This is a genomic window from Vibrio sp. V09_P4A23P171, assembly GCF_963875615.1.
GTDB classification, from domain to species: domain Bacteria; phylum Pseudomonadota; class Gammaproteobacteria; order Enterobacterales; family Vibrionaceae; genus Vibrio; species Vibrio anguillarum.
This window is the reverse complement of record NZ_CAWNMR010000010.1, coordinates 1-20033: the sequence shown is the minus strand read 5'-3', so window position 1 is coordinate 20033 and position 20033 is coordinate 1. Positions and strand designations below refer to the sequence as shown.

The 20033-nt window shown below is 45.2% G+C and carries 14 protein-coding genes and 1 pseudogene; 8 read left to right on the top strand and 7 right to left on the bottom strand.

The genetic code is table 11. From position 1 onward, the window contains the following. The first annotated feature begins 13 nt into the window (after positions 1-13). Positions 14-1075: a GGDEF domain-containing protein gene (locus AACT23_RS04055; protein WP_094127070.1), complete on the top strand. Its 1062-nt coding sequence runs from the start codon at positions 14-16 to the stop codon at positions 1073-1075. Here AACT23_RS04055 and AACT23_RS04050 read toward each other — a convergent pair. The 6 genes from AACT23_RS04050 to AACT23_RS04025 form a co-directional block, all read right to left on the bottom strand. After that, the gene (locus AACT23_RS04050; protein WP_013856668.1) at positions 1063-1734 is read right to left on the bottom strand and encodes a DUF2726 domain-containing protein; all 672 of its coding nucleotides are present in this window, start codon (positions 1732-1734) and stop codon (positions 1063-1065) included. The genes AACT23_RS04055 and AACT23_RS04050 overlap by 13 nt on opposite strands. A gap of 319 nt (positions 1735-2053) precedes the next feature. After that, positions 2054-8095, bottom strand: coding sequence for a pullulanase-type alpha-1,6-glucosidase (pulA, locus tag AACT23_RS04045; RefSeq protein WP_094127068.1), 6042 nt, complete (start codon positions 8093-8095; stop codon positions 2054-2056). Between the two features lie 488 nt (positions 8096-8583). Continuing rightward, positions 8584-9558, bottom strand: coding sequence for a chemotaxis protein (locus AACT23_RS04040; RefSeq protein WP_026027355.1), 975 nt, complete (start codon positions 9556-9558; stop codon positions 8584-8586). Positions 9559-9582: 24 nt separating this feature from the next. Next, a complete protein-coding gene (locus AACT23_RS04035; RefSeq protein ID WP_013856665.1) occupies positions 9583-10362 on the bottom strand; it encodes a substrate-binding periplasmic protein in 780 nt (259 codons plus the stop codon). Positions 10363-10519: 157 nt separating this feature from the next. Beyond that, positions 10520-11200 (bottom strand): response regulator, encoded by a 681-nt coding sequence (locus AACT23_RS04030; protein ID WP_013856664.1) that lies wholly within the window; start codon positions 11198-11200, stop codon positions 10520-10522. Next, positions 11197-12816: an ATP-binding protein gene (locus AACT23_RS04025; protein WP_094127066.1), complete on the bottom strand. Its 1620-nt coding sequence runs from the start codon at positions 12814-12816 to the stop codon at positions 11197-11199. The genes AACT23_RS04030 and AACT23_RS04025 overlap by 4 nt, the downstream gene beginning before the upstream one ends. A 360-nt stretch (positions 12817-13176) precedes the next feature. Here AACT23_RS04025 and AACT23_RS04020 point away from each other — a divergent pair, with 360 nt between their 5' ends. From AACT23_RS04020 to AACT23_RS04000, 5 genes are all read left to right on the top strand, one after another. Continuing rightward, positions 13177-13431 carry a hypothetical protein gene (locus AACT23_RS04020; RefSeq protein ID WP_013856662.1) on the top strand — a complete coding sequence of 85 codons (255 nt, stop codon included), beginning with the start codon at positions 13177-13179 and terminating at the stop codon, positions 13429-13431. A gap of 144 nt (positions 13432-13575) precedes the next feature. Beyond that, positions 13576-15012, top strand: coding sequence for a TolC family protein (locus tag AACT23_RS04015; protein WP_094127064.1), 1437 nt, complete (start codon positions 13576-13578; stop codon positions 15010-15012). Continuing rightward, positions 15009-15983 (top strand): HlyD family secretion protein, encoded by a 975-nt coding sequence (locus AACT23_RS04010; RefSeq protein ID WP_017042989.1) that lies wholly within the window; start codon positions 15009-15011, stop codon positions 15981-15983. The genes AACT23_RS04015 and AACT23_RS04010 overlap by 4 nt, the downstream gene beginning before the upstream one ends. A 5-nt stretch (positions 15984-15988) precedes the next feature. Then, positions 15989-17137 carry an ABC transporter permease gene (locus AACT23_RS04005; protein ID WP_094127062.1) on the top strand — a complete coding sequence of 383 codons (1149 nt, stop codon included), beginning with the start codon at positions 15989-15991 and terminating at the stop codon, positions 17135-17137. After that, the gene (locus AACT23_RS04000; RefSeq protein ID WP_013856658.1) at positions 17130-18266 is read left to right on the top strand and encodes an ABC transporter permease; all 1137 of its coding nucleotides are present in this window, start codon (positions 17130-17132) and stop codon (positions 18264-18266) included. Before AACT23_RS04005 ends, AACT23_RS04000 begins: the two co-directional genes overlap by 8 nt. 4 nt (positions 18267-18270) lie before the next feature. Here AACT23_RS04000 and AACT23_RS03995 read toward each other — a convergent pair whose 3' ends face one another. Then, positions 18271-18645 (bottom strand): ATP-binding protein, encoded by a 375-nt coding sequence (locus AACT23_RS03995; RefSeq protein WP_029189800.1) that lies wholly within the window; start codon positions 18643-18645, stop codon positions 18271-18273. Between the two features lie 137 nt (positions 18646-18782). On the opposite strand from AACT23_RS03995, the gene metA reads away from it, so the two are divergent. Further along, on the top strand, positions 18783-19724 hold the full coding sequence (gene metA, locus AACT23_RS03990; protein WP_013856656.1) for a homoserine O-acetyltransferase MetA: 942 nt from the start codon (positions 18783-18785) through the stop codon (positions 19722-19724). A 145-nt stretch (positions 19725-19869) separates the two neighbouring features. Further along, positions 19870-20033, top strand: a pseudogene (locus AACT23_RS03985) (type IV pilus biogenesis/stability protein PilW); the annotation flags it as partial.

Here is a 20033-nt window from a genome sequence, read left to right as displayed (position 1 = left end):
ACGGTGACGTAACATGGATGCGCGATTATTCAACCATTCTCATCATTTGAGAGCCTCTGTACTTTGTGGGTTAAGCTTACTGCTAACCGCTATTGCATTTTTCTTCGTCCTATTTAACGTTTTTTACACTTACAGCTACGGGCTAGCAGCATTAGAATTTATCTTCATGTGCTACTCCTATTACGTTTACTTGATTGCAAAACAACAAGCACATTCAGTCACTCACATTCGTGTCTACGTTTATTTTCTGATCTTTATCATCAGTGTAGGAACTTTTATTCAGCCTTTAAGCAATGGCCTATTTTTATGGACAACGTTTTTCCCAGTACTTTTTTACCTATTGCTAGGGGTTAAGCATGGCCGTCTCGCTACAGGCATCGCACTCATTCCGCAACTGTTCAATATCCATTCTCAAGCCTCATGGAATGCGGCTTATGACCCAACCCCGTTGATGATCAACTTACTTCTTTGCTATTGCGGGATTTGGACGGTGGCTCATCTTTTTGAATCTAGCCGTAAGAAAACCGAAAACTCGCTACGCTACCTCGCTTCTCGTGATGCGTTGACGGGCTCTCACAATCGTTTGGCACTCACTCACGCCTTCGCCCACTTTGTGCAAAATAAAGTGGATACGACGCTGTGCCTTTTAGTGATTGACCTTGATTATTTTAAGCAAGTGAATGACACCCATGGACACGATGCCGGTGATAAGGTACTGATTGATACGACGCAGGTAATGTCTCAAATTGTGGGCGACGATAACCTCTACCGTATCGGCGGGGAGGAGTTTTGTGTGACTTTGTTTAATAATAGCATCGCGCAAGCCGAACATGTGGGAGAAAAATTACGCGAGGCGATTAATCAACATTTGTACGCTTATGGATCGAAGCGAATCCAACTGACCTTAAGTGTCGGTATTTGTGAATACCGTGAAGGTGACAAGTTGGATGTACTACTGAAATTAGCCGATGTTGAGCTTTATAAAGCGAAGAAAAATGGACGTAACCAAGTTCGTATTTGCCAAATCAATGACACAGTGGATGATTCGACACTTTGGATTTCTCAGAGTTCTTGATCTTCGCCTACTTCATACACCACATTATAATTTTCAGTATAGGTACACTGTGGTTGACGGCTACACGTAAAGAATCGTCGGCCTTTGAATTCGCCTTGGCTGGCAATTTTTATCACCATTGGGCTGCCACATTTTTTGCAAAAACGCACTTCTTTATCGGTTTCGATCAAATCGATATGTGCGGCCAGTAACCTTCTTAGTTTACTCACTTGATAGCTGTGTTTGATGTTCGCACCAATCAATGGAATGTTGGCAGACTTACACACATGCATCAGCAATTTTTCACGCTCTACCTTGCCTTTATGCAGTTCTTTTCCGTTATCCAACTCGATGATAACTCGCGGCTCTAAGGTTCTTGCATCACACACCACAAAATCAAAATAGTTTTTGGCGATTCGGTTATTGGCGATGAACCACTGCTTTTTATTCAAGTTCGCCGCTGGGGTAACCACGTTGGCCATTGAAACTTTAGCCAACACCACACCGTGTTCCCCTACTGCAGATTTCAGCGCGTTATGAAAGGCGCCTTCAGACATATTGAGTAACGCCCCTTTCTTCTTATAAGCGTAGTCTTTGGTATCGTCGTGTTTGATCACATACTTTTGGATAAAGACAAAAAACAGCACCAGCAGTGCAACAATGATAAAAATGTTGGTCATACGATAAAAACCATATTGAAGTAATTAGCTAACTCGCTAATTAATAAACGAAGTACCGCCCAAAGGCCAGTTTATTACTATGGATTTGTTGAAGAGGGTGACCTAATCCACATGGCAGCAGGCTCTCTTGTAAGCTGAATCTAGAATGTGTACCAGAGTGTCATTCAGGTTGATAAGCTACGCCAATGAGTGAAATGTCGCAACTTGTGTTTTCTGTCAATGGACAATGACCAAACGAGAGGCTCATTAATGAGAGCCTTAGCAGGAAAAAGTAGAGAAAGAAAAAGCTCGCCGCAGCGAGCTTTTATTGCTTTAACGATTAATCCAGTCGAAGTAAGCGACCAGTTAAAGCCGGAACGATGATTGTCGTTGTGCCGATTTGCGTGGCGATCGTCTCTTCAGTCATTAAATCCTTCAATTGAGTCGCAGCTTTTACGCTTCCCATATCAAGAGATAATCTCCGCTCCGCAGTGCTGGTGTTAAGCACATAGAGGATCTGCTCATCACCGTACACTTTGAGATCCGCGTACAAACTCTCGTCAATCCACACATTACGCCGCTCCCCTTTAGCCAGTGACGGGTATTGGCTGCGCAGTAGCATTAGTTGACTGACGCTGTTTTTCAGCGCTTGCTGTTGTGGTGACAAGCTTGAACCATCTACTTTGCCACTAGAACGAGCAACGTGATCATCACACAAACCAACAGCGGCACAATTTTGTGTCACTTGCGCTGCAAAGTTTTCGACTTCATCCCCAATCTCTTCACCATAGTAAAGCGTGATTGGCCCAGAATAAGCAGCAAGAAAACTGAACGCGGCAAGATGTCGCGCATAATAATCACCTAAATTACCTCGTTGGATCAGGTCACCAAAGCGAACCAAATCATGATTACCTAACATTAGATTTGGCATGGCGTGATAAGGCGATTTCGCTCGGTTATTCCAACTGGCTTCTAGACTCAGAGCGCTACCGCTTGCGCCAGATTCTTCCACGGCTAGTGCTTGCATTACACCATAGCGTAAAGGAAAGTTGAAGGCTGAGGAGAGCGCTGGGTTTGCATCACTGCCATACGCAGTTAGGGTAATGTCATCAGCCCCTTGCCACACTTCACCGACCATATAGCCTAATGTGCCCCATGATTTCCCTGCATTGAGGTTATCTTGCGATGCTTGTTCAACCGCCACGCGCAGCGAACGCCAGCTCTCAAGCGGGACTTGATACGCTTGGTCTAAACGCCAGCCATCGATACCAAACTCACGGATCCAGTAGCTGGCAACTTCAGTGAAAAATGCCTCACTCGCTTGGCTAGGATAAGTGACCAACTTGCCCGGATAACCACTTTCTCCGTCATGAAGCTGAGGCAACTTGCCGCTCGGTGACGCTTTCACGCCAACAGAGCTGGTGTGGCCAAATACGCCATCCAATAACACGTACAGCCCTTTGTCATGCGCACGATCAATCAGCTCTTTTAGCTTAGCGTTGCTGCCAAAGTTAGGATCTACGTTGAAATAATCACACGCAAAATAGCCAGTAGCGTCAAGCTTATCATCGCCATTTTGACCCGCGCAGGAATCAAATACTGGCGTTAACCACAACGCATTAACGTTCAAGCTAGCAATATAATCCAAGCTATTGATGATGCCTTGCAAATCACCACGGTGGTGCGAGTTGCCGTAACCAACGCCGTAATCAGCATTTGAATCTCCATCAACAAAGGATTCCACCATCACTTGATAAATTCGCAAATCACAAGCGGGGTTATTGTCTTGATAACACGCGTAGTCAACACCCATATCCACAACGCCAACCACCAGTTGCGATGTGTTGGATGCATCCAGTGTGAACTTCCAAACACCTTGCTCTGTTACGGTAAGCTTGATATTGCCATTTCCTGCATTTTCCAATGTCGCGGAACCGCTAGCGATACTAAAGCCACCAAAACCAAGGTTTAGTGTGCTCCAATCTTCAGAAGCAATTTTGAATTCATACACTCCGGGAGTCAGATAACCTTCAAACATGTAGAGACCATTTTGCTGATAGGATAATGGATTTGAAACTCCCCAACCGTTCATCGAACCACGCACGTACACCGTGGTTGAACCATAAGGTGCAACATCAATTGGTGGCTCATCAATGCTTAAGCCAGCACCCTGCTCGCCCTGCTGCGGCATCACAAACACTGCCGCCGTTAAGGCTGGAACGGTAAAGCGGCCATTGTTAAACTGGCTATCTTTGACGCGCACATCTTGTGCTGTGCGTAAAACAGGATGTAATTCAAAGCGCTGCGCATTCGGGATCACGACACTTTGCTCTGCGGTATTAGCGTTGATTGCAACCACTATCGCCTCTACGTTTGGATCCAGATCCGCACCAGCTGAAATACCATCATTCACCGACATCACTATCATGCCAGGCTGCGCATTTGGCCCCGTATTATGGAAACGAACACGATTTAACACTTCTTGCTCAGAGATGAGCTTGAGCAACGGTGTTTGCGCACGAATCGCCAGCAAGGCTTTGAAGGCATTGTCTGTCCATTCGATATCTTGCGCGGAAGCCACCGTATTGGGGTTGGCTATCACACTTTGAATCGCACTCCAGTTGGCCTGATCTTTATCTGCTCTTGGCAAGCCGACATTCCAGTTGTTGGTCTGCTTGCTAAAGTCAACACGGTTGTACCAATCACCACTGTCGTAACTGTCGCGCGCCATCGATTTTGAGCGAAGTAGTTCTGACCCCATATGGAAGAAAGGAACACCTTGCCCAAGCATTACTGGCGCAAGGCCAATGATCTGCATGCGCGCTCTATCCGCTGAGCTGGTTTCTGCTTTTGCTTTATATTGGTTGAAGTCCCACAGGGTTTGATTGTCGTGTTTAGAGACGTAGTTAATCGACTCTTGTGGGTCAAGTGTATAGGCCGCGCCTTGACCACCGTATTGGAAATCACGGCCAAGCACTGTCATGCCGCTGGCGGTTTGCAATGGATAGGCTTGTAAATTGCCAGCCATGCCATAGCGAATTAAGTCCATTTTCGATTTCAGCTCATCACTAAATCGATCACCTGCATTAGCAAAACCCGGAGTGGTTAATAACGCCTCACCGCTATCAAATGGACCACCGCCACGCACACCATCACGTAAGCGGTCGTTATAAGTCCCTATTCCCGTTCCAGCCATTGGCCATTGCGTAGCATTTTCGCCTCTGGCACCGTTGGCGACTTCACCAAAGTTCCAGCCTTCACCATAGAACCAAGTGTCAGGATCAACCGTTTTCGCCGCCTCATAAATCTTGAGCATGCTTGATTTCATCAAGTGTCCCATAAGATCGAAACGGAAACCGTCGATTTTGTAATCTTGCGCCCACATCGTGACGCTATCGGCCACCAGTTTCTCGAACATACGGTTTTCTGAAGCGGTATTGTCACAGCAGCTAGAATTTTCAACCGCACCTGTGATGGGGTTCAAGCGGTGGTAATAACCGGGCACGGTTTTATCCAGTACTGATTTGTCATACAAGCCTGACGAGTAGGTATGGTTGTAGACCACATCTTGCACGACTCGAAAACCAAGCTGATGCAGTTTTTGCACCATTTGGCGGTACTCTTTCACCCGTGACACACCATCACTTTGCACCGCATAACTGCCTTCTGGCGCACTGTAATGGAATGGATCATAACCCCAGTTGAAGCTGTCAAGCGGCCGCACATCCGCAAGTAATGCTTGTGCTTGCGGTGTATTCGGGTCGGTTTTTTCCAACAAAGAAAGTATGGTCGCGCTCATCGACGTGCCATCAGAACAGAGCGACGCTTTCGGGTTAATACCACACAGTTTTGCGACCGTATCATTAAGATCGACCCGCTTTTGCTCATCTTCCGGAATCGACGCTAAATCATAGCTTGGCAGTAAGTGAATGGTGGTTAAACCCGCTTGTTTTAAACTTTTCAGGTGCGCAACACTGTCACGTTCTTCTTCCAAGAAGGCGAGGTATTTACCGTTGTATTCCGCTGTTCCTTTGTTATCACTGTTGCTGAAGTCACGAATGTGTACTTCATAAAGAATGTTATCTTCAGGATGACTCAATTCAGGAATAATTTGAGTATCCCAATCGTCCGGTTTTGACTCTGCTGCGGTTAAGTCCACCAATTGAGAATAAAGGCTGGATGTACTGAGCGATTGCGAATACGGGTCGGTCGTCATCATCCATTCAAGTTGCGCCGTTTTAGGATGGTAGGCCTGCACGCGGTAACGATAGAAACTGTTTTTCAGCGAGCGCTCACCTTGATAGTGCCAAACTCCGGTGTTGGGATCTTCAACCATCGGCTGAGGGGAGGTACTGCGAAGGGTTTTATCTTGATCATACAGATACAGCTCCACTTGCTGCGCGGTCGGAGCCCATAGCGCAAAATGCGCGCTATCACCGTCTATCCAAGCGCCAAGTTTCGCTTCATCGGCATCATCGCTGCCCGCCGTGTAAAGATTATCGACTATTCCTGGGATCTGTACTTTTGTTGCAACCAGTACTTTGCCTTCAGCATCTCTCGCCACTGTCAGCAGCTGAGTTTTCAACAGCGCTTTAGCTTGTTCATTGCTCACATCCAATGTGAAGGCTGTTCGACCCGCTAAATGTGGGAAATGCGCATTATTGGTCACGCCTGACAAGGCTAATGGGTAATGAATGAATTGTTCAGGATGGGCGATATCACCATTGCCTTGTGCGCGGCTCCAAAGCTCATAGCTTGCCGCTTCGCTGTGATCGAACCACGCCAGTTGATTTACCGCAAGCCAATGTGCAGCTGCGCCCTCAATGGCAACTTGAATTTGCTCATTCGGAGAATAGTTCAACACCGCACTACCGTGGCGCGTATAAAGCGTATTGCCTTTGACAAAATCCAGCACTAAATCATCGCCGCCCAGCGCTTTATCATTGCCACTGTGCACAATAAAGTTCATGCAGTTGCCATGTTCTGCTTTAAGTGGAATGCGATATATCGCTCCATAAATCGGGTCGATTTCTGAGGCTAAGTAAGGATTTCCCCAATCCACGCCATTAAGCGCAGATTCAGAAACAGAATCACAGCTACCGTTGTTCCAAAGGTGTAGTCCCCATCCGTCATAATTATTGTCATCACGCAGGTAGTAAATGATCGCTTCTTGATAAGTTGGGGTCGGCTCGGTTGTCGAGTTATCCGCCTGTTTCGGTTGTGGATCAATGCTGTCGGGGATGCCATCACCGTCATCGTCGCTTGAGGCAAAATCCCCTAGCCCATCGTTATTGGTATCAAGGCTTTCTAAGCGATCTCGTGGGAATACATCCTGCGCGTTGCTCACGCCGTCACCATCAATATCGTCATCTTCGCTATCGGCAATACCGTCACTATCAAGATCAGCAGGAACGCTTGAAACATCATTGGCGTCCGTTCCTAAATGCGCTTCATCGGCGTTGCTCCACCCATCACCATCAATATCATCATCTTCGACATCCGCAATGCCATCGCCATCGAGATCGGCAGCAAAGCTTAAGGCGTCATAAGGATCTGTCCCTAATCGCCATTCAGTTTCATCAGGCCAGCCATCGTTGTCATCGTCTAGGTCTGCGTGATCGCCAATGCCATCATTATCGGAGTCAATACTCTCTTGGATGTCGTAAGGAAAGTGGTCAATCAAATCGGCTACGCCATCTCTATCGCTATCAAAGCCAATAACAGGCTCACCATGTTCAAGCATCAGTGTTTTATCGCGAATATCGCTCTTTTCTCGCTGCGTTTTTTTGATCTCATCGCCAAACAGTTTACTGGCTTTTTTCAAGGTATTGGCCAATTCAGGCAAGCTGGAGTCATCGATAGTAGCAGGTAGCAGTTGCGCTAGCGCTTTAGCAGATTGAGCAACCAAGATGTGGTTATCGACATAATCCGCTTTGACATCCAAAGTTGGAATACGCAGCGCCTTTTTCAGCTCAGCCAACGCTTTACTCTCTCGCTTACCATTTTGCATCTGCACGCTGAGGTAAGTCGTAAAAGGGCTGATCACCGGATAATTTGCTGGCGCCATCATTGAATAATTGCGCGCCGCTTTGACGGTGGGAATATCTTGGTCAACGGTTTTTCCCTTGATAGCAGAAGCCATCAGATAATAATTTTTTACGTCACCACGCAGCCCCGCCACGTTAATTTTTGCGATACCTTTTTGGTCGGTATACGCTTGAGGTTCGTTTTGTTCAAATTGACGATTGCCGTTCACATCCAGCCAAACTTGGGCATTGGTTAAATACCCATCCATGACTTGAACGTCTAACGAGTCATTACAACCCGCTAGCATACCAATTGAAGCAAACGCTAAAGTCATTCTCGTTAGGTTTGTTTTCATTGTTGTAATCCGTTTTATAACGTTAGTGCTCGTCCTGCTCTCACTGCTGGCAGAAAACCTATAAATCAGTAGACATATGCCTATATCTACCTAAGCTAACGTTATAATTTTGACACCGCCAATTACCTCCCCCTTGCCATTTTGCTCTCAGGGCGTAGAGCCAAGGGAGGAGAAGAAAAACACAGAGTTCACTCACGCTCAGGGTAAATGAGATGAAAGGAAAGCAGAGAGAGCAAGATAAAAACGTGATCGGAAAGACAAAGCGTAGAATGAGGAATGATAAAGTGTGAAAGAATATTACATTTTGACCAATCTAATAGAGTTTGATCTTCCTCCCATCTCTCCTTACTCATCACTCGCTATTCGCGCCGCTGAGCTTAGCGTTCAAAATTGTGATAAAACAAAAAGAGCCTCAAATGAGACTCTCCTTAATTGGTCACAGACTGACCGCTATACCCAAACAACTCTAAGTGGGAAGAGTATAAAGGTTAAGCAAATACATATTTATCCATCAGGGTGACCATTTTGCCAATTTCGGGTTTGGTCAAGGTATCATCAGCACCCAGTGCTAAGGCTTTTGCTCGGTTATCATCACTCATGATCGAGGAGAACATCACTATCGGCGTTGTTTTATAAGTTTCGCTGTCACGCAAGCGCTTCAACAAGTGCATACCATCCATGCGCGGCATTTCTACATCCGTTACGATCGCATTCACTAACTCTGTCACGGGTACGTTTTCGGACTTGGCTACTTTTTCAATTTCCATCAATTTCTCATAGGCTTCACCACCGTCTTTACACGCAATAATGTTGTAGCCTGCAGAGCTTAATGTGTCTTGTATTAAACTGCGGATAAACGCCGAATCATCCACCACCATGATGGTTTTCGCATTACGTTTGCTGATCATTTTTTGGTTGAGGTCGACCGATCTGTCCACCGTGACATCGTATTTTTCCATACTCAATTCAGGGTTGATGTCAGCGATGATTTTCTCAAAATCCAAAATCATGATCAGGTTGCCGTCTTTGCGAACAACCGCCACGACGCAATCTTGCTCACCCGCTTCTAAAAACTGACTCGGCGATTCAACATCGTTCCAAGAAATACGGTGAATACGACTAATGCTGTCAATCAAAAAGCCATTGGTCATGCGGTTAAAATCCGTCACGATAACAAACTTTCGATCAAGGCTTGGATTAGTAGGCACACCAAGCCAACCGGCAAGATCAACTAACGGAGTCAGTACATCACGTGACGAAAATACACCGATCATATGCGGCTGAGCATTGGGATAATCGGTGGTATCAGGAACTTGTATCACTTCCCTAACTTTCGCAACGTTAATGCCGTAATAGCAGGTTTTCGTGCGTCCATCTGGCAGTACCTTTTCTAAATGGAACTCAATAATCTCAAGTTCGTTGGTACCACTCTCTGTCAAAATTGTACTACTTGGGTTGCTCATACTGGTCACTAATCTTAAGAATGGTTATTGGTATTTGTTTAATATGGCTTGATATCGATTAACACCGTCTTCATTAACCGTGTTCTTTACTTTATCAATACCCATTTGTAAATCGTCTAATAGTGTTTGGTCTATATTTTTATTAAAAGCATAGTAAAGTAATCCCTGCTTTAACACATAAAGTGTTTCAAATTGATCGGGGGCATATCCTGCTTGTTTTATCCACCAATGGGCTGACCGTTCATCGTATGCAATCAAATCAATACGCTTTTTCACTAACTGCTCTGCCAACATTGTGACATCCGTTGCTTCTTGCATTGAGTCTCTCGGAACACCATATTGCAACAGCATTTGTTCGCCGACGTCATCTTTTATCACCCCGATCTTATAGGAGGTAATTTCTAAAGGCTCCCCAAGTTTGATATTACTGCCTTTACGTGCAATTACCGAAACTTTGATGTCATCAATTGGGCCTACCCAATGAAATAATTCCTCTCTGTGTGACGTCCTTGTTGTCGAGAAAAGTACTCCGTCTTTTTTCAAAATGGTAGAGCGATAAGAACGAGCCCACGGTTGCAATACGATCTGGCTCAATAATACGTCATGTCCTGAGAATTTAGCGGCTTCTTGAAGTAAATCAACCGAAATTCCAGTGATTTTGCCCTGATTCATAAAATTAAAAGGGGGATAGGCCTCTGTATAATAAGTTAGTGTTTCAAGACTAGCGGGATAAGCAGGTGATGATGCCAACACACTGATTAGCCACATAGGTAGAATAGTACGCAGATATTTGATTACGTTCATCCTCTCTCCTACATGATGTTATCTGCCTTTTGTCCTTAAACTTTAGATGGGGTTTGAAACGCCGTCTAGTTGATCGCAAGCATTCATCATCAACAATACGAACGACGTGATTAAATAGCATTAAATTTCATGCGGTTAACCCATTAAATCTCTCGGCCTAACGCACAACTTTTTTATAGCAACGCTCCGGGCGACCAACCGTGCCGTAATTTAAGTCGGCGGTTAGCTCACCACTGCTGATTAAATATTCCAGATAACGCCTTGCCGTGGTTCGACTTGCGCCAATTTTTTCTCCCGCTTCGTCCGCGGTCAAACTGCATGGTGTATTAAAAAGATGGCGTATTTTGTCTAGCGTAACCCCATCAATTCCTTTGGGAAGACGCAGATGAGTGGGAAGCTCACTGGTATTGGCTGTCAACATTTTATCAACTACGTTTTGGTCAACATCAGCCACGGAGCCCAGCTCTAATTGTTGGGTTTGGTATTTCTTCAATGCCGATTCAAGACGGGGAAACATGACTGGCTTGAGCAAGTAATCAACTACGCCACCACGCATTGCCTGTTGTAGCGTCTCAACATCGCGCGCTGCAGTAATTAAAATTACATCACAGCCTTGGTTATTGCCTCGAACTTTCTGTAAGAGATCGAGCCCCGTACCATCCGGTAGATAAACATCCAGCAATACTAAATCGGGTTTGAGGATATCTAACTGCAATTGGGCATCGGCGTGAGTCGTTGCAATGCCAATGACTTCAAATCCCTCAATTTGTGTCAGGTAACGATGATGTAATTGCGCAATCGCGATATCATCTTCAATGATCATGACACGGGTATTCATACTTGTTCTTCCTTAGGCAGATAAACCGTAACTCTTGTTCCAACATCTTGATTACTTTTCATTTCTAGCTGCCCTTGATAGCGATCAGCTAACTGTTTTACCAGGTGTAAACCCACACCTCGGTTATGTTTTGCTTTGCTAGAGACTCCCTTTTGCCATAATTGCTGTGGCGACATTTTTTCGGGTAAACCACACCCTATATCATCCACTTCAAGAATAATTTCGGCACCATAATCGCTGAGTGACACTTCAATGATGCGTCGTTCTTGTGTCACCCGTTTTTCATTGCGGATCATCGTGAGTGTCGCATCAAATGCATTGTCAATCAGGTTACCCAAGATAGTGACGATATCTTCGGCATTGATACGCTGCGGCAAAGGTTCTAGACGCGATCCCTCTTCAACGACTAACTCCAAACCAAGTTCACGAGCCCGCTCAGTTTTACCCAGCAGCATTCCAGCAATGAGTGGATCTCTAACTGTCTCGCGTAGAAATTCAATGAGCGATTGGTAATGAGCCGTTTCTTGGCCGATTAAATGCTGAACCGCTTCCAGCTCTCCCATCTGTACAAGCCCACTGATGGTGTTGAGTTTGTTGCGATGTTCGTGAGTTTGAGAGCGCAGCATTTCAGCATACTCTTTGGTTTGGGAGAGTTGCTCAGTTAACTCGTTGATTTCATCTCGGAGGCGGAAGCTGGACACCGCCCCAACCACTTTACCGTCAACAATAATCGGACTTCGATTGGCGATCAGACGCTGTTGATTGAGGTACAGCTCGATGTCGTGATCAGGCGTGCCACTTTCAATAACACTCATGAGATCACTTTCAGGTAGAAACAGAGAAAGTGGTTGATTCAGTGCTTTCTCTCGGTTAATCGCCAAAATCTCACACGCACTTTTATTAATGGAACGAAGAATACCCGCCTCATCAATACTTAAAATGCCTTCCTTTAAGGTACTCATGGTGACATCGAGTTCGACATACAATCGGCCAATCTCTTCTGGTTCAAAACCGAGTATCGCTTTCTGAAAACGGCGTGAGGCGTAGCTGGAAAGTACAGCATTCGCCAGCACCACCAGCAGTGCCATCCCAATTAGGTAGATGAGAAAAGGTTCAATTTTATCTTGTAGCCGTTCTATTAAGTAACCAACTGACACCACACCAACGATTTGTCCTTGGGCATTTTTTACCGCCGATTTTCCACGCACGGATTTACCCAATGAACCCTGAGCAAAAGAAACGTATGACTCACCATGTAGCAAAGCTTGATCATTATCTCCCCCTTTCATGGGAAGACCAATTCGTTCATCAACAGGATGGACTAAGCGGATCCCATGTTGATCGCCGATAACAATGAAGGTTGCACCGATTAATTTTGTTAACTCTCGATAACGCTGTTGGTGATCCACCCCACTACCAGATTCAAGCATATCGACCACTGATGGAGTTTGAGCAAGAAATGAAGCAACCCCTAAGGCCTTTAAGCCCATCTCTTCTTCTTGAGAATGTTTGATGTACACAAAACCAGCGGCAACTAACAGCAGTAATTCAATCAACCCTGAAAGGGTCATTATGATCAGCATACGCTTACGAAAACTGATACTACTCCACACCATAAATCCCTCTTTAACTCTGCATACAAGCTAACACTTATTTAACATTTGAGCGAAGAGAGAAACGAATAACTGTGAACAATACTACGCATTCCACGCACCATTTTGGTTCGTTTTATTGCAATCTATTTCGAAGACTTGCCAAGCAGAATATGCACAAGGTTTTATAAAAAATTATCATGGTTATTTCGTGATCTATATCACGCCTATTTTAGAAAAATTTTATCTTATAATGCAAAAGCATTTGTATACTAATTGTGCAGTGAAGAAGATGATGAGGAAACCTCACAAAAAGATAGCCCTATAATAACCATACCAATTGCTATCGATTCCATTCATAACATTGTCAGAAGGACACTTACAATGAAACGCGATGCCTTTGGAATTTGCCTTTCCCGAGATATGCTGTTTAACCATTTACAGTCAACCTTTACTCACGTTCGGGCTTATGAAGAAATAGCGACTGAGTCAAATGATGACCTGAGAGTGCTACTCGCTTTCCCGCAGATGTCGGGTAAGGACGTGCTGACCACGATGCAAGGTAGTACAAACGTGAGAGGTAGTAAAAAATTGGTTTGGCGGGCCGATTATCTCTGCCCTTCTTACCATAAGTATTAAATTTAAATATTGAATTTTGATGATATGCGCTTCATGCTAGCGCATATCACTTGCTGTTGTTTCGACATTTCAACCCATCTCACTGTTGACTTCCGCAGCAAAAAACTAGAGCATTAACTCTAATTATTATTACTCGAGCTTAGCATGAAAGCGAAAACACTCAGCCTATTCGTCTTTACTCTGCTTGGTGCAGCCCCTTCTTTCGCCGCGCCGATTTCCTTTCAACAAGCATGGGATCTTTTGCAACAGAGCAATAATTCACTTGCCGCTGGGCGGGCAAATGTCGAACGTTATCAGCATATTGAAAATTCCACAGACAGTCTTAATTTGCCTGCTGTTTCTATTGGTGCAAACTACACGCGTCTAGACCAAGATGTTACTTTGTCAGGAAAGCAGATATTCGATAGCACTGGGCAATCTATCCCATCATCTTTGGGGCCAGTTTTAGGACCGATACTCGCCAGTGCTGGCTCCATCACATCAACCATCACCGAACGTGATATTTTCAGCTCTTCGATTCGCGCTATTTGGCCCATTTTTACAGGCGGACGGATCAGCGCCGCACAAGCTGCTGCGGAAGGTAAAAAAGAAGAAGCACAAAGCCAGCTCGCAATGGAAACACAAGCGCGCTATGAAGACTTGAGCAAATATTACTTTAGTGTTCTTTTGGCAAAAGAGGTTTTAGTGACTCGCCAAGCCGTTGAGCAAGGGTTAACCAAGCACCGTGATAATGCACTAAAGTTAGAGCAACAAGGACAAATTGCCCATGTGGAACGGCTACAAGCTGAAGCCTCATTAGATAAAGCAACGGTTGAACGCAAAAAAGCACAAAAAACCTTAGATATTGCCCAAAGCGCACTAACCCAAATTCTAGGTCAAACAGAAAAAGTCGAGCCAAGTGGTTCACTGTTTGTCAATGACCGTTTACCGCCGCTCTCTGTTTTTGTGGAGCAAACGCTCAATACCTATCCGGGCTTGGCACTACTTGAAGCAAAAGAAAAGCAAGCAAGCAGCTTGATCAAAGCTGAAAAAGGCAAATACTATCCAGAAGTCTACCTTTACGGTGATTACAGCCTACATGAAGACGATTCGCTGGCCAGCCAAATGAAACCGGATTGGTTAGTGGGTGTTGGGGTCAACATTCCGTTAATTGAAACATCGGGTCGCAGCGATCAAGTCAAAGCAGCGCACAGCGCAGTCTCACAAGTACGTTACTTAAAGGCGCAAGCTAAGCAAGATTTGAGCGTGTTGGTGGAAAAAACCTATTTGGAAGCCGAACAAGCATTGGAAGAAGTGATGGGACTAAACTCAAGTCTCACACTGGCTAATGAAAACCTGAACCTACGCCAAAAGGCATTCAGTCAGGGTTTAGCAACGTCTTTAGATGTAGTGGATGCAGAGCTCTACCTTGCGAGTATAAAAACGCAACAGTCATTAGCCAGCTTCAACTACTTACTTTCTTTAAATAAGTTACTGGCATTGACCAGTGAAATGAATACTTTCCCTATCTACACACAATCAGCGATTTTGTTGCACTCATCAATGACTCACGAATCACCTGCTCAAAAGGATGCCTTATGAAAGCCGTAAAACCAACACTGATTGCTCTTGCTGCTGTGGTGGCGATCTCTTGGGTAGGCTATCGCTTTTACCAAGCATCTCAACCTAAACCTGTTCGCTTACAAGGACAGATTGAATCTCAACAATACAGTATTTCTTCAAAAGTTCCCGGCCGTATTGATCAGGTACTGGTGCGCAAAGGCGATAGCGTTGAACGTGGCCAGCTCATTTTCACGCTGCACAGCCCTGAAATTGAAGCTAAATTAGATCAAGCGATTGCGGGTCAAAAAGCGGCGGGCGCACTGGCTAAAGAAGCAGAAACAGGCGCACGCGATCAGCAGATCCAAGCGGCAAAAGATCAATGGCTTAAAGCCAAAGCCGCAGCGGATTTAATGGAAAAAACCTATTTGCGTGTCAATAATCTTTACCGTGATGGTGTCGTCGCTGAACAAAAACGTGATGAAGCGAATACCCAATGGCAGGCCGCTAAATATACTGAAAGCGCCGCTTTTCAGATGTATCAAATGACCAAAGAAGGCGCACGCTCTGAAACTAAACTCGCTGCCGCGGAAAAAGAACGTATGGCTGCTGGTGCCGTAGCGGAAGTTGAAGCTTATGCCGCGGACACTAAAATTGAGAGTTGGTTTGACGGTGAAGTGTCCCAAGTACTGCTGCAAAGCGGCGAACTGGCTCCACAGGGCTTCCCTGTCGTCACTGTCGTGGATACCCAAGACTCATGGGCGGTGCTCAACGTACGCGAAGATCAACTCAAGCATTTTACGAAAGGCACAACATTTACGGCTTACTTACCTGCTTTAGAAGCCAAAGTAGAATTTATCGTTTCCCACATTGCAGTGATGGGTGATTTCGCCACATGGCGATCAACAGACGCCTCACAAGGGTTTGATTTACGCACCTTTGAAATCGAAGCTCGCCCTACCACGCCTGTCGAAGGTTTGCGTATGGGAATGAGTTTAGTGGTTGAGCTATAAGCCTTATGTCAATTCAGGTTCGCCCTCAATGGCCTCTGCTGCGCCATGACCCTTGGCTATTGTCTAGCCTAAGCTGGATACCAATAGTATTGGCATTCAGTATTTGGTGGATTTTCTCACAAGGGATAGTGCGCGATCTGCCGATTGGCGTGGTCGATTTGTCTCACAGCCAATTGTCACGTCAATTGATAAGAGATTTCGATGCAACCTCGACCATGGCAGTCACGCACCAGTTCCAAGATGTCAATCAAGCCAAAACTGCGTTAATTGAAAGTGACATTTACGCGTACGTTGTCATTCCGTATCAATTTGATAAATCAATATTTCGTGGTGAGCAGCCACAAGTATCGACCTTCTTCAATAGCCAATACATTTTGGTTGGACGATTGATCAACTCTGCTATTGTTCAAGCACAAAGTACGTTCAATGCCCAAGTGGATGTCGTAAAAAACCTAGCGACTAGCCAACAAACCACATTGAGTGCGATGGGGCGAGCCATACCAATCAGGACACAGATTACGCCCCTGTTTAATCTCAATACAAACTATGCGCAATTTTTAGTCTCGGCGGTTATACCCGCTCTTTGGCAAATCGTTGTCGTGGTCAGTACCATTATGATTTTGGCAGCAAACCATCGTCACTTTGGTTTGCAAACGTGGCTTGGAGAAAAGCCATTACGCATTTTAACGCTAACATTGATGCGTTATCTGCCGATTTTTATGTTGCAAGGGATTGGTTTTTTAATCTGGTTTTATCAAATATTAATGTGGCCAATGCACGGCAGTTTTGCTCTATTGATTATCGCACAACTTGCAATGACGCTCGCCTGTATGATCATGGGCGCACTCTTTTTCTTTCTAACACTCGATCCGGCAAGAGCGATGAGTTTTGCTGGCGCTTTTACCGCACCAAGTTTTGCGTTTATGGGCATTACGTTCCCAGTGACGGATATGAATACTCTAGCGCAGTGGTGGCGAAGCCTGCTACCAGTGAGTCACTACATTGAAGTGCAAGTAAGCCAAGTGAGTTATAACGCTGAATTGCTGTCATCACTTAAGTATTTAGTGCCAATGCTGGGCTATGCATTGCCGCTGCTGCTCACTTTGATTCTTATCCGTAAACACAAGCAAGCCGAGCGAATCAACCATGACTGAAACTACGCGATTCATTGCTCTACTTAAAGCAGAGCTAAAAGCGCTATTCACTAACCCTGTGGTGCTGTTGACTGTCTTTGGTGGCGTGGTTTTTTACTCCTTTTTATACCCTTTGCCTTATACGCAGCAAACTCCACGCGAGCAGACACTCTCGATTGTCAATCTCGATAAAAGCCAAGCCAGTTACCAACTAGAACGCATGGTTGACGCAACACCACAAGTCAAAGTGATTCAACGCGACAGTACCATTGAAGATGCCAAGCAGGCGTTTCTTAACCGCAAAGTTAGCGGTATTTTAGTGATTCCTGAACATTTTTATAAAGACCTACTGCTTGGGAAAAGTCCAACACTGGCCTACGCTGGCGATGCCTCTTACTTTCTAGTGTACGGCACCATCGTTGAGGGCTTATCACAAGCTGGTGGAACCTTAGCCGCGAAAAGTAAAGTGTCACGTTTAGTGATGGAAGGAGAACCGCTTTCTCTGGCCGCTCAGCACTATTCCGCCACAAGCATCAACTTAAAACCGACCTTTAACCCACGCATGGGTTATGTTGATTACGTTGTCCCAGCGGTGTTTGTTTTGATCTTACAACAAACCATGATCATGGCGGCAGGATTAATGGGCGGAACACAAAAGCACGGAAATGGCTACTGGAGCCATACCACACCGCTACGATTAATATTGGTACGCAGCATTGTCCTTGTTGCTGTTTATTATCTACTCAGCATGTACTACTTTGGTGCCAGTTTTACCTCACATGGTGTCAACACCCTCGCCAGTGCGGGGCATTTATTGCTACTTCTACTGCCTTTCTTACTGGCCTCTTGCCTATGTGGCATTTGGCTTGGTTCAGTTACACCGCGGCGAGAATTGGTGACGTTAGTGGTATTAATCAGCTCAATGCCACTGATTTTTTCAGCTGGTTTTATTTGGCCGTTAGAAGCAATTCCACGCCCTATCATTTGGATATCCAACCTCTTTCCAAGTACGCCTGCCATTCAGAGTTTTCTCAGTTTGAACCAAATGGGCGCATCATGGGATCAAATCAGCACTCAGTGGGGGATCTTGTGGGTTCAAGTGTTTGGTTGGGGAGCCCTTGCTTTTTACCAACTCCAGCGGAAGCGTTAATTAATCATTCCTGCCACTGCTGACGCATACGCTCAACAGTGGCATCATCGATGCCATGAACATTCTGGTATTGCGCACGGCAAACATTAATCACTAAGGTTGCATGGTAACGTTTAGCCAACTGCTGGTAAGCTCGCATCTCCCACTGTCGAACAAAAGTATTCGCCACAACAACGTCCTCACCTTGCGCTAAACAGCGCTCCACTTGCTGTTGACACCACCGATGAGCTTGCTCGATTTTATCTGGCTGATAACAATAGTTGCCTTTCTCATTGATAAAATACATATCCGCTTCAAAATGCTTTGCATGTAGCGTCCTTGCTAAGGTGCTTTTGCCTGAGCCGGGTAATCCCCTGATCAAAGTTAAGGTTAGCGCCATGTGTATCCAACAGGTAAGTAAACGGATATCCAATAGTAACCAATTTCACAGCAAGATTCATTTTGCTATCGACATCTGGTTTTGATTGAGTTAAGTTCGGCAGTATAGACGTCCAAAAATAGCTTAGGGAGAAAGCTGTGCCGATTAAGATCCCCGACCAACTGCCTGCCGGTGATGTACTGCGTCATGAGAACATTTTCGTGATGTCAGAAACACGTGCCGCCACACAGGGCATTCGTCCATTGAAAGTTTTGATTTTGAATTTAATGCCGAAGAAAATCGAAACCGAGACTCAGTTTTTGCGCCTGTTATCCAATACTCCGCTGCAAGTGGATATTGAATTACTGAGAATTGATGAGCGCCCAAGTAAAAATACCCCCACTGAGCATTTGGAGAACTTTTACCGTCAATTTGAGATGGTAAAAAATCGCAACTTCGACGGGCTCATCATCACCGGAGCACCTTTGGGGTTGGTTCAATTTGAAGATGTGATTTATTGGGAACACTTAAAAAGCGTGATGGAATGGGCTAAAAATCACGTCACTTCCACACTCTACGTTTGCTGGGCAGCGCAAGCGGGGCTAAAACTGCTCTACAATCTACCCAAACGAACTCGCAAAGAAAAATTATCGGGCGTTTATCATCATGAAATCCACCATCCCTTTCATCCGATATTACGCGGCTTTGACGACACCTTTTTAGCGCCCCATTCTCGTTATGCTGATTTCTCACCAGAATACTTAGCCGAACATACGAATTTAGATATTCTCGCCACCTCTGATGTTGCGGGTGTGTACTTAGCCTCAACCAAAGACAAACGTAACGTGTTTGTCACAGGTCACCCTGAATACGACGCACATACACTGCATGGTGAATATATTCGAGACTTGGGTGAAGGGATGGAACCCGCAATCCCAGTCAACTACTACCCCAATGATAATCCAGATAATAAACCAGTCGCCAGTTGGCGAAGCCACGGTCACTTGCTGTTTGCAAACTGGTTAAACTACTGTGTTTACCAACAAACACCTTACGATCTTGAACACTTTAGCGAAGATAAATTTACCAAAGACGATTAGTGTTTCATGCCTGATCATCTCAGTAATGAGGTGTTCAGGTTTTCATCAAACATAGTGCATACTGACTCGCATTCTTCTCTCCTCTTTCCCCCTCGATCTTCTGATTTCCTTATCATGCGTCTAAGCGATTTAGGAGCTGCAGATAATGAAAAAAGTACTGATGATATTGATAATGTTCACGTTATCGGCCTGTGTCACCGTGAACGAAAAGGGTGAGCCTGAAGTAAAAGCGGATCCGGTTGAAATGGCCGAATCTCGCATTGCGCTCGGCCTAGGCTATTTAGAAAATGGCAACATGAGCAAAGCGCG

Coding starts and splice junctions, on each gene's coding strand:
- AACT23_RS04035 (WP_013856665.1), bottom strand. CDS start 10,362: ATGAACGTAATCAAATATCTGCGTACTATTCTACCTATGTGGCTAATC.
- AACT23_RS04005 (WP_094127062.1), top strand. CDS start 15,989: ATGTCAATTCAGGTTCGCCCTCAATGGCCTCTGCTGCGCCATGACCCT.
- AACT23_RS03995 (WP_029189800.1), bottom strand. CDS start 18,645: ATGGCGCTAACCTTAACTTTGATCAGGGGATTACCCGGCTCAGGCAAA.
- AACT23_RS04050 (WP_013856668.1), bottom strand. CDS start 1,734: ATGACCAACATTTTTATCATTGTTGCACTGCTGGTGCTGTTTTTTGTC.
- AACT23_RS04015 (WP_094127064.1), top strand. CDS start 13,576: ATGAAAGCGAAAACACTCAGCCTATTCGTCTTTACTCTGCTTGGTGCA.
- AACT23_RS04030 (WP_013856664.1), bottom strand. CDS start 11,200: ATGAATACCCGTGTCATGATCATTGAAGATGATATCGCGATTGCGCAA.
- pulA (WP_094127068.1), bottom strand. CDS start 8,095: ATGAAAACAAACCTAACGAGAATGACTTTAGCGTTTGCTTCAATTGGT.
- AACT23_RS04010 (WP_017042989.1), top strand. CDS start 15,009: ATGAAAGCCGTAAAACCAACACTGATTGCTCTTGCTGCTGTGGTGGCG.
- AACT23_RS04040 (WP_026027355.1), bottom strand. CDS start 9,558: ATGAGCAACCCAAGTAGTACAATTTTGACAGAGAGTGGTACCAACGAA.
- AACT23_RS04000 (WP_013856658.1), top strand. CDS start 17,130: ATGACTGAAACTACGCGATTCATTGCTCTACTTAAAGCAGAGCTAAAA.
- AACT23_RS04055 (WP_094127070.1), top strand. CDS start 14: ATGGATGCGCGATTATTCAACCATTCTCATCATTTGAGAGCCTCTGTA.
- AACT23_RS04025 (WP_094127066.1), bottom strand. CDS start 12,816: ATGGTGTGGAGTAGTATCAGTTTTCGTAAGCGTATGCTGATCATAATG.
- AACT23_RS04020 (WP_013856662.1), top strand. CDS start 13,177: ATGAAACGCGATGCCTTTGGAATTTGCCTTTCCCGAGATATGCTGTTT.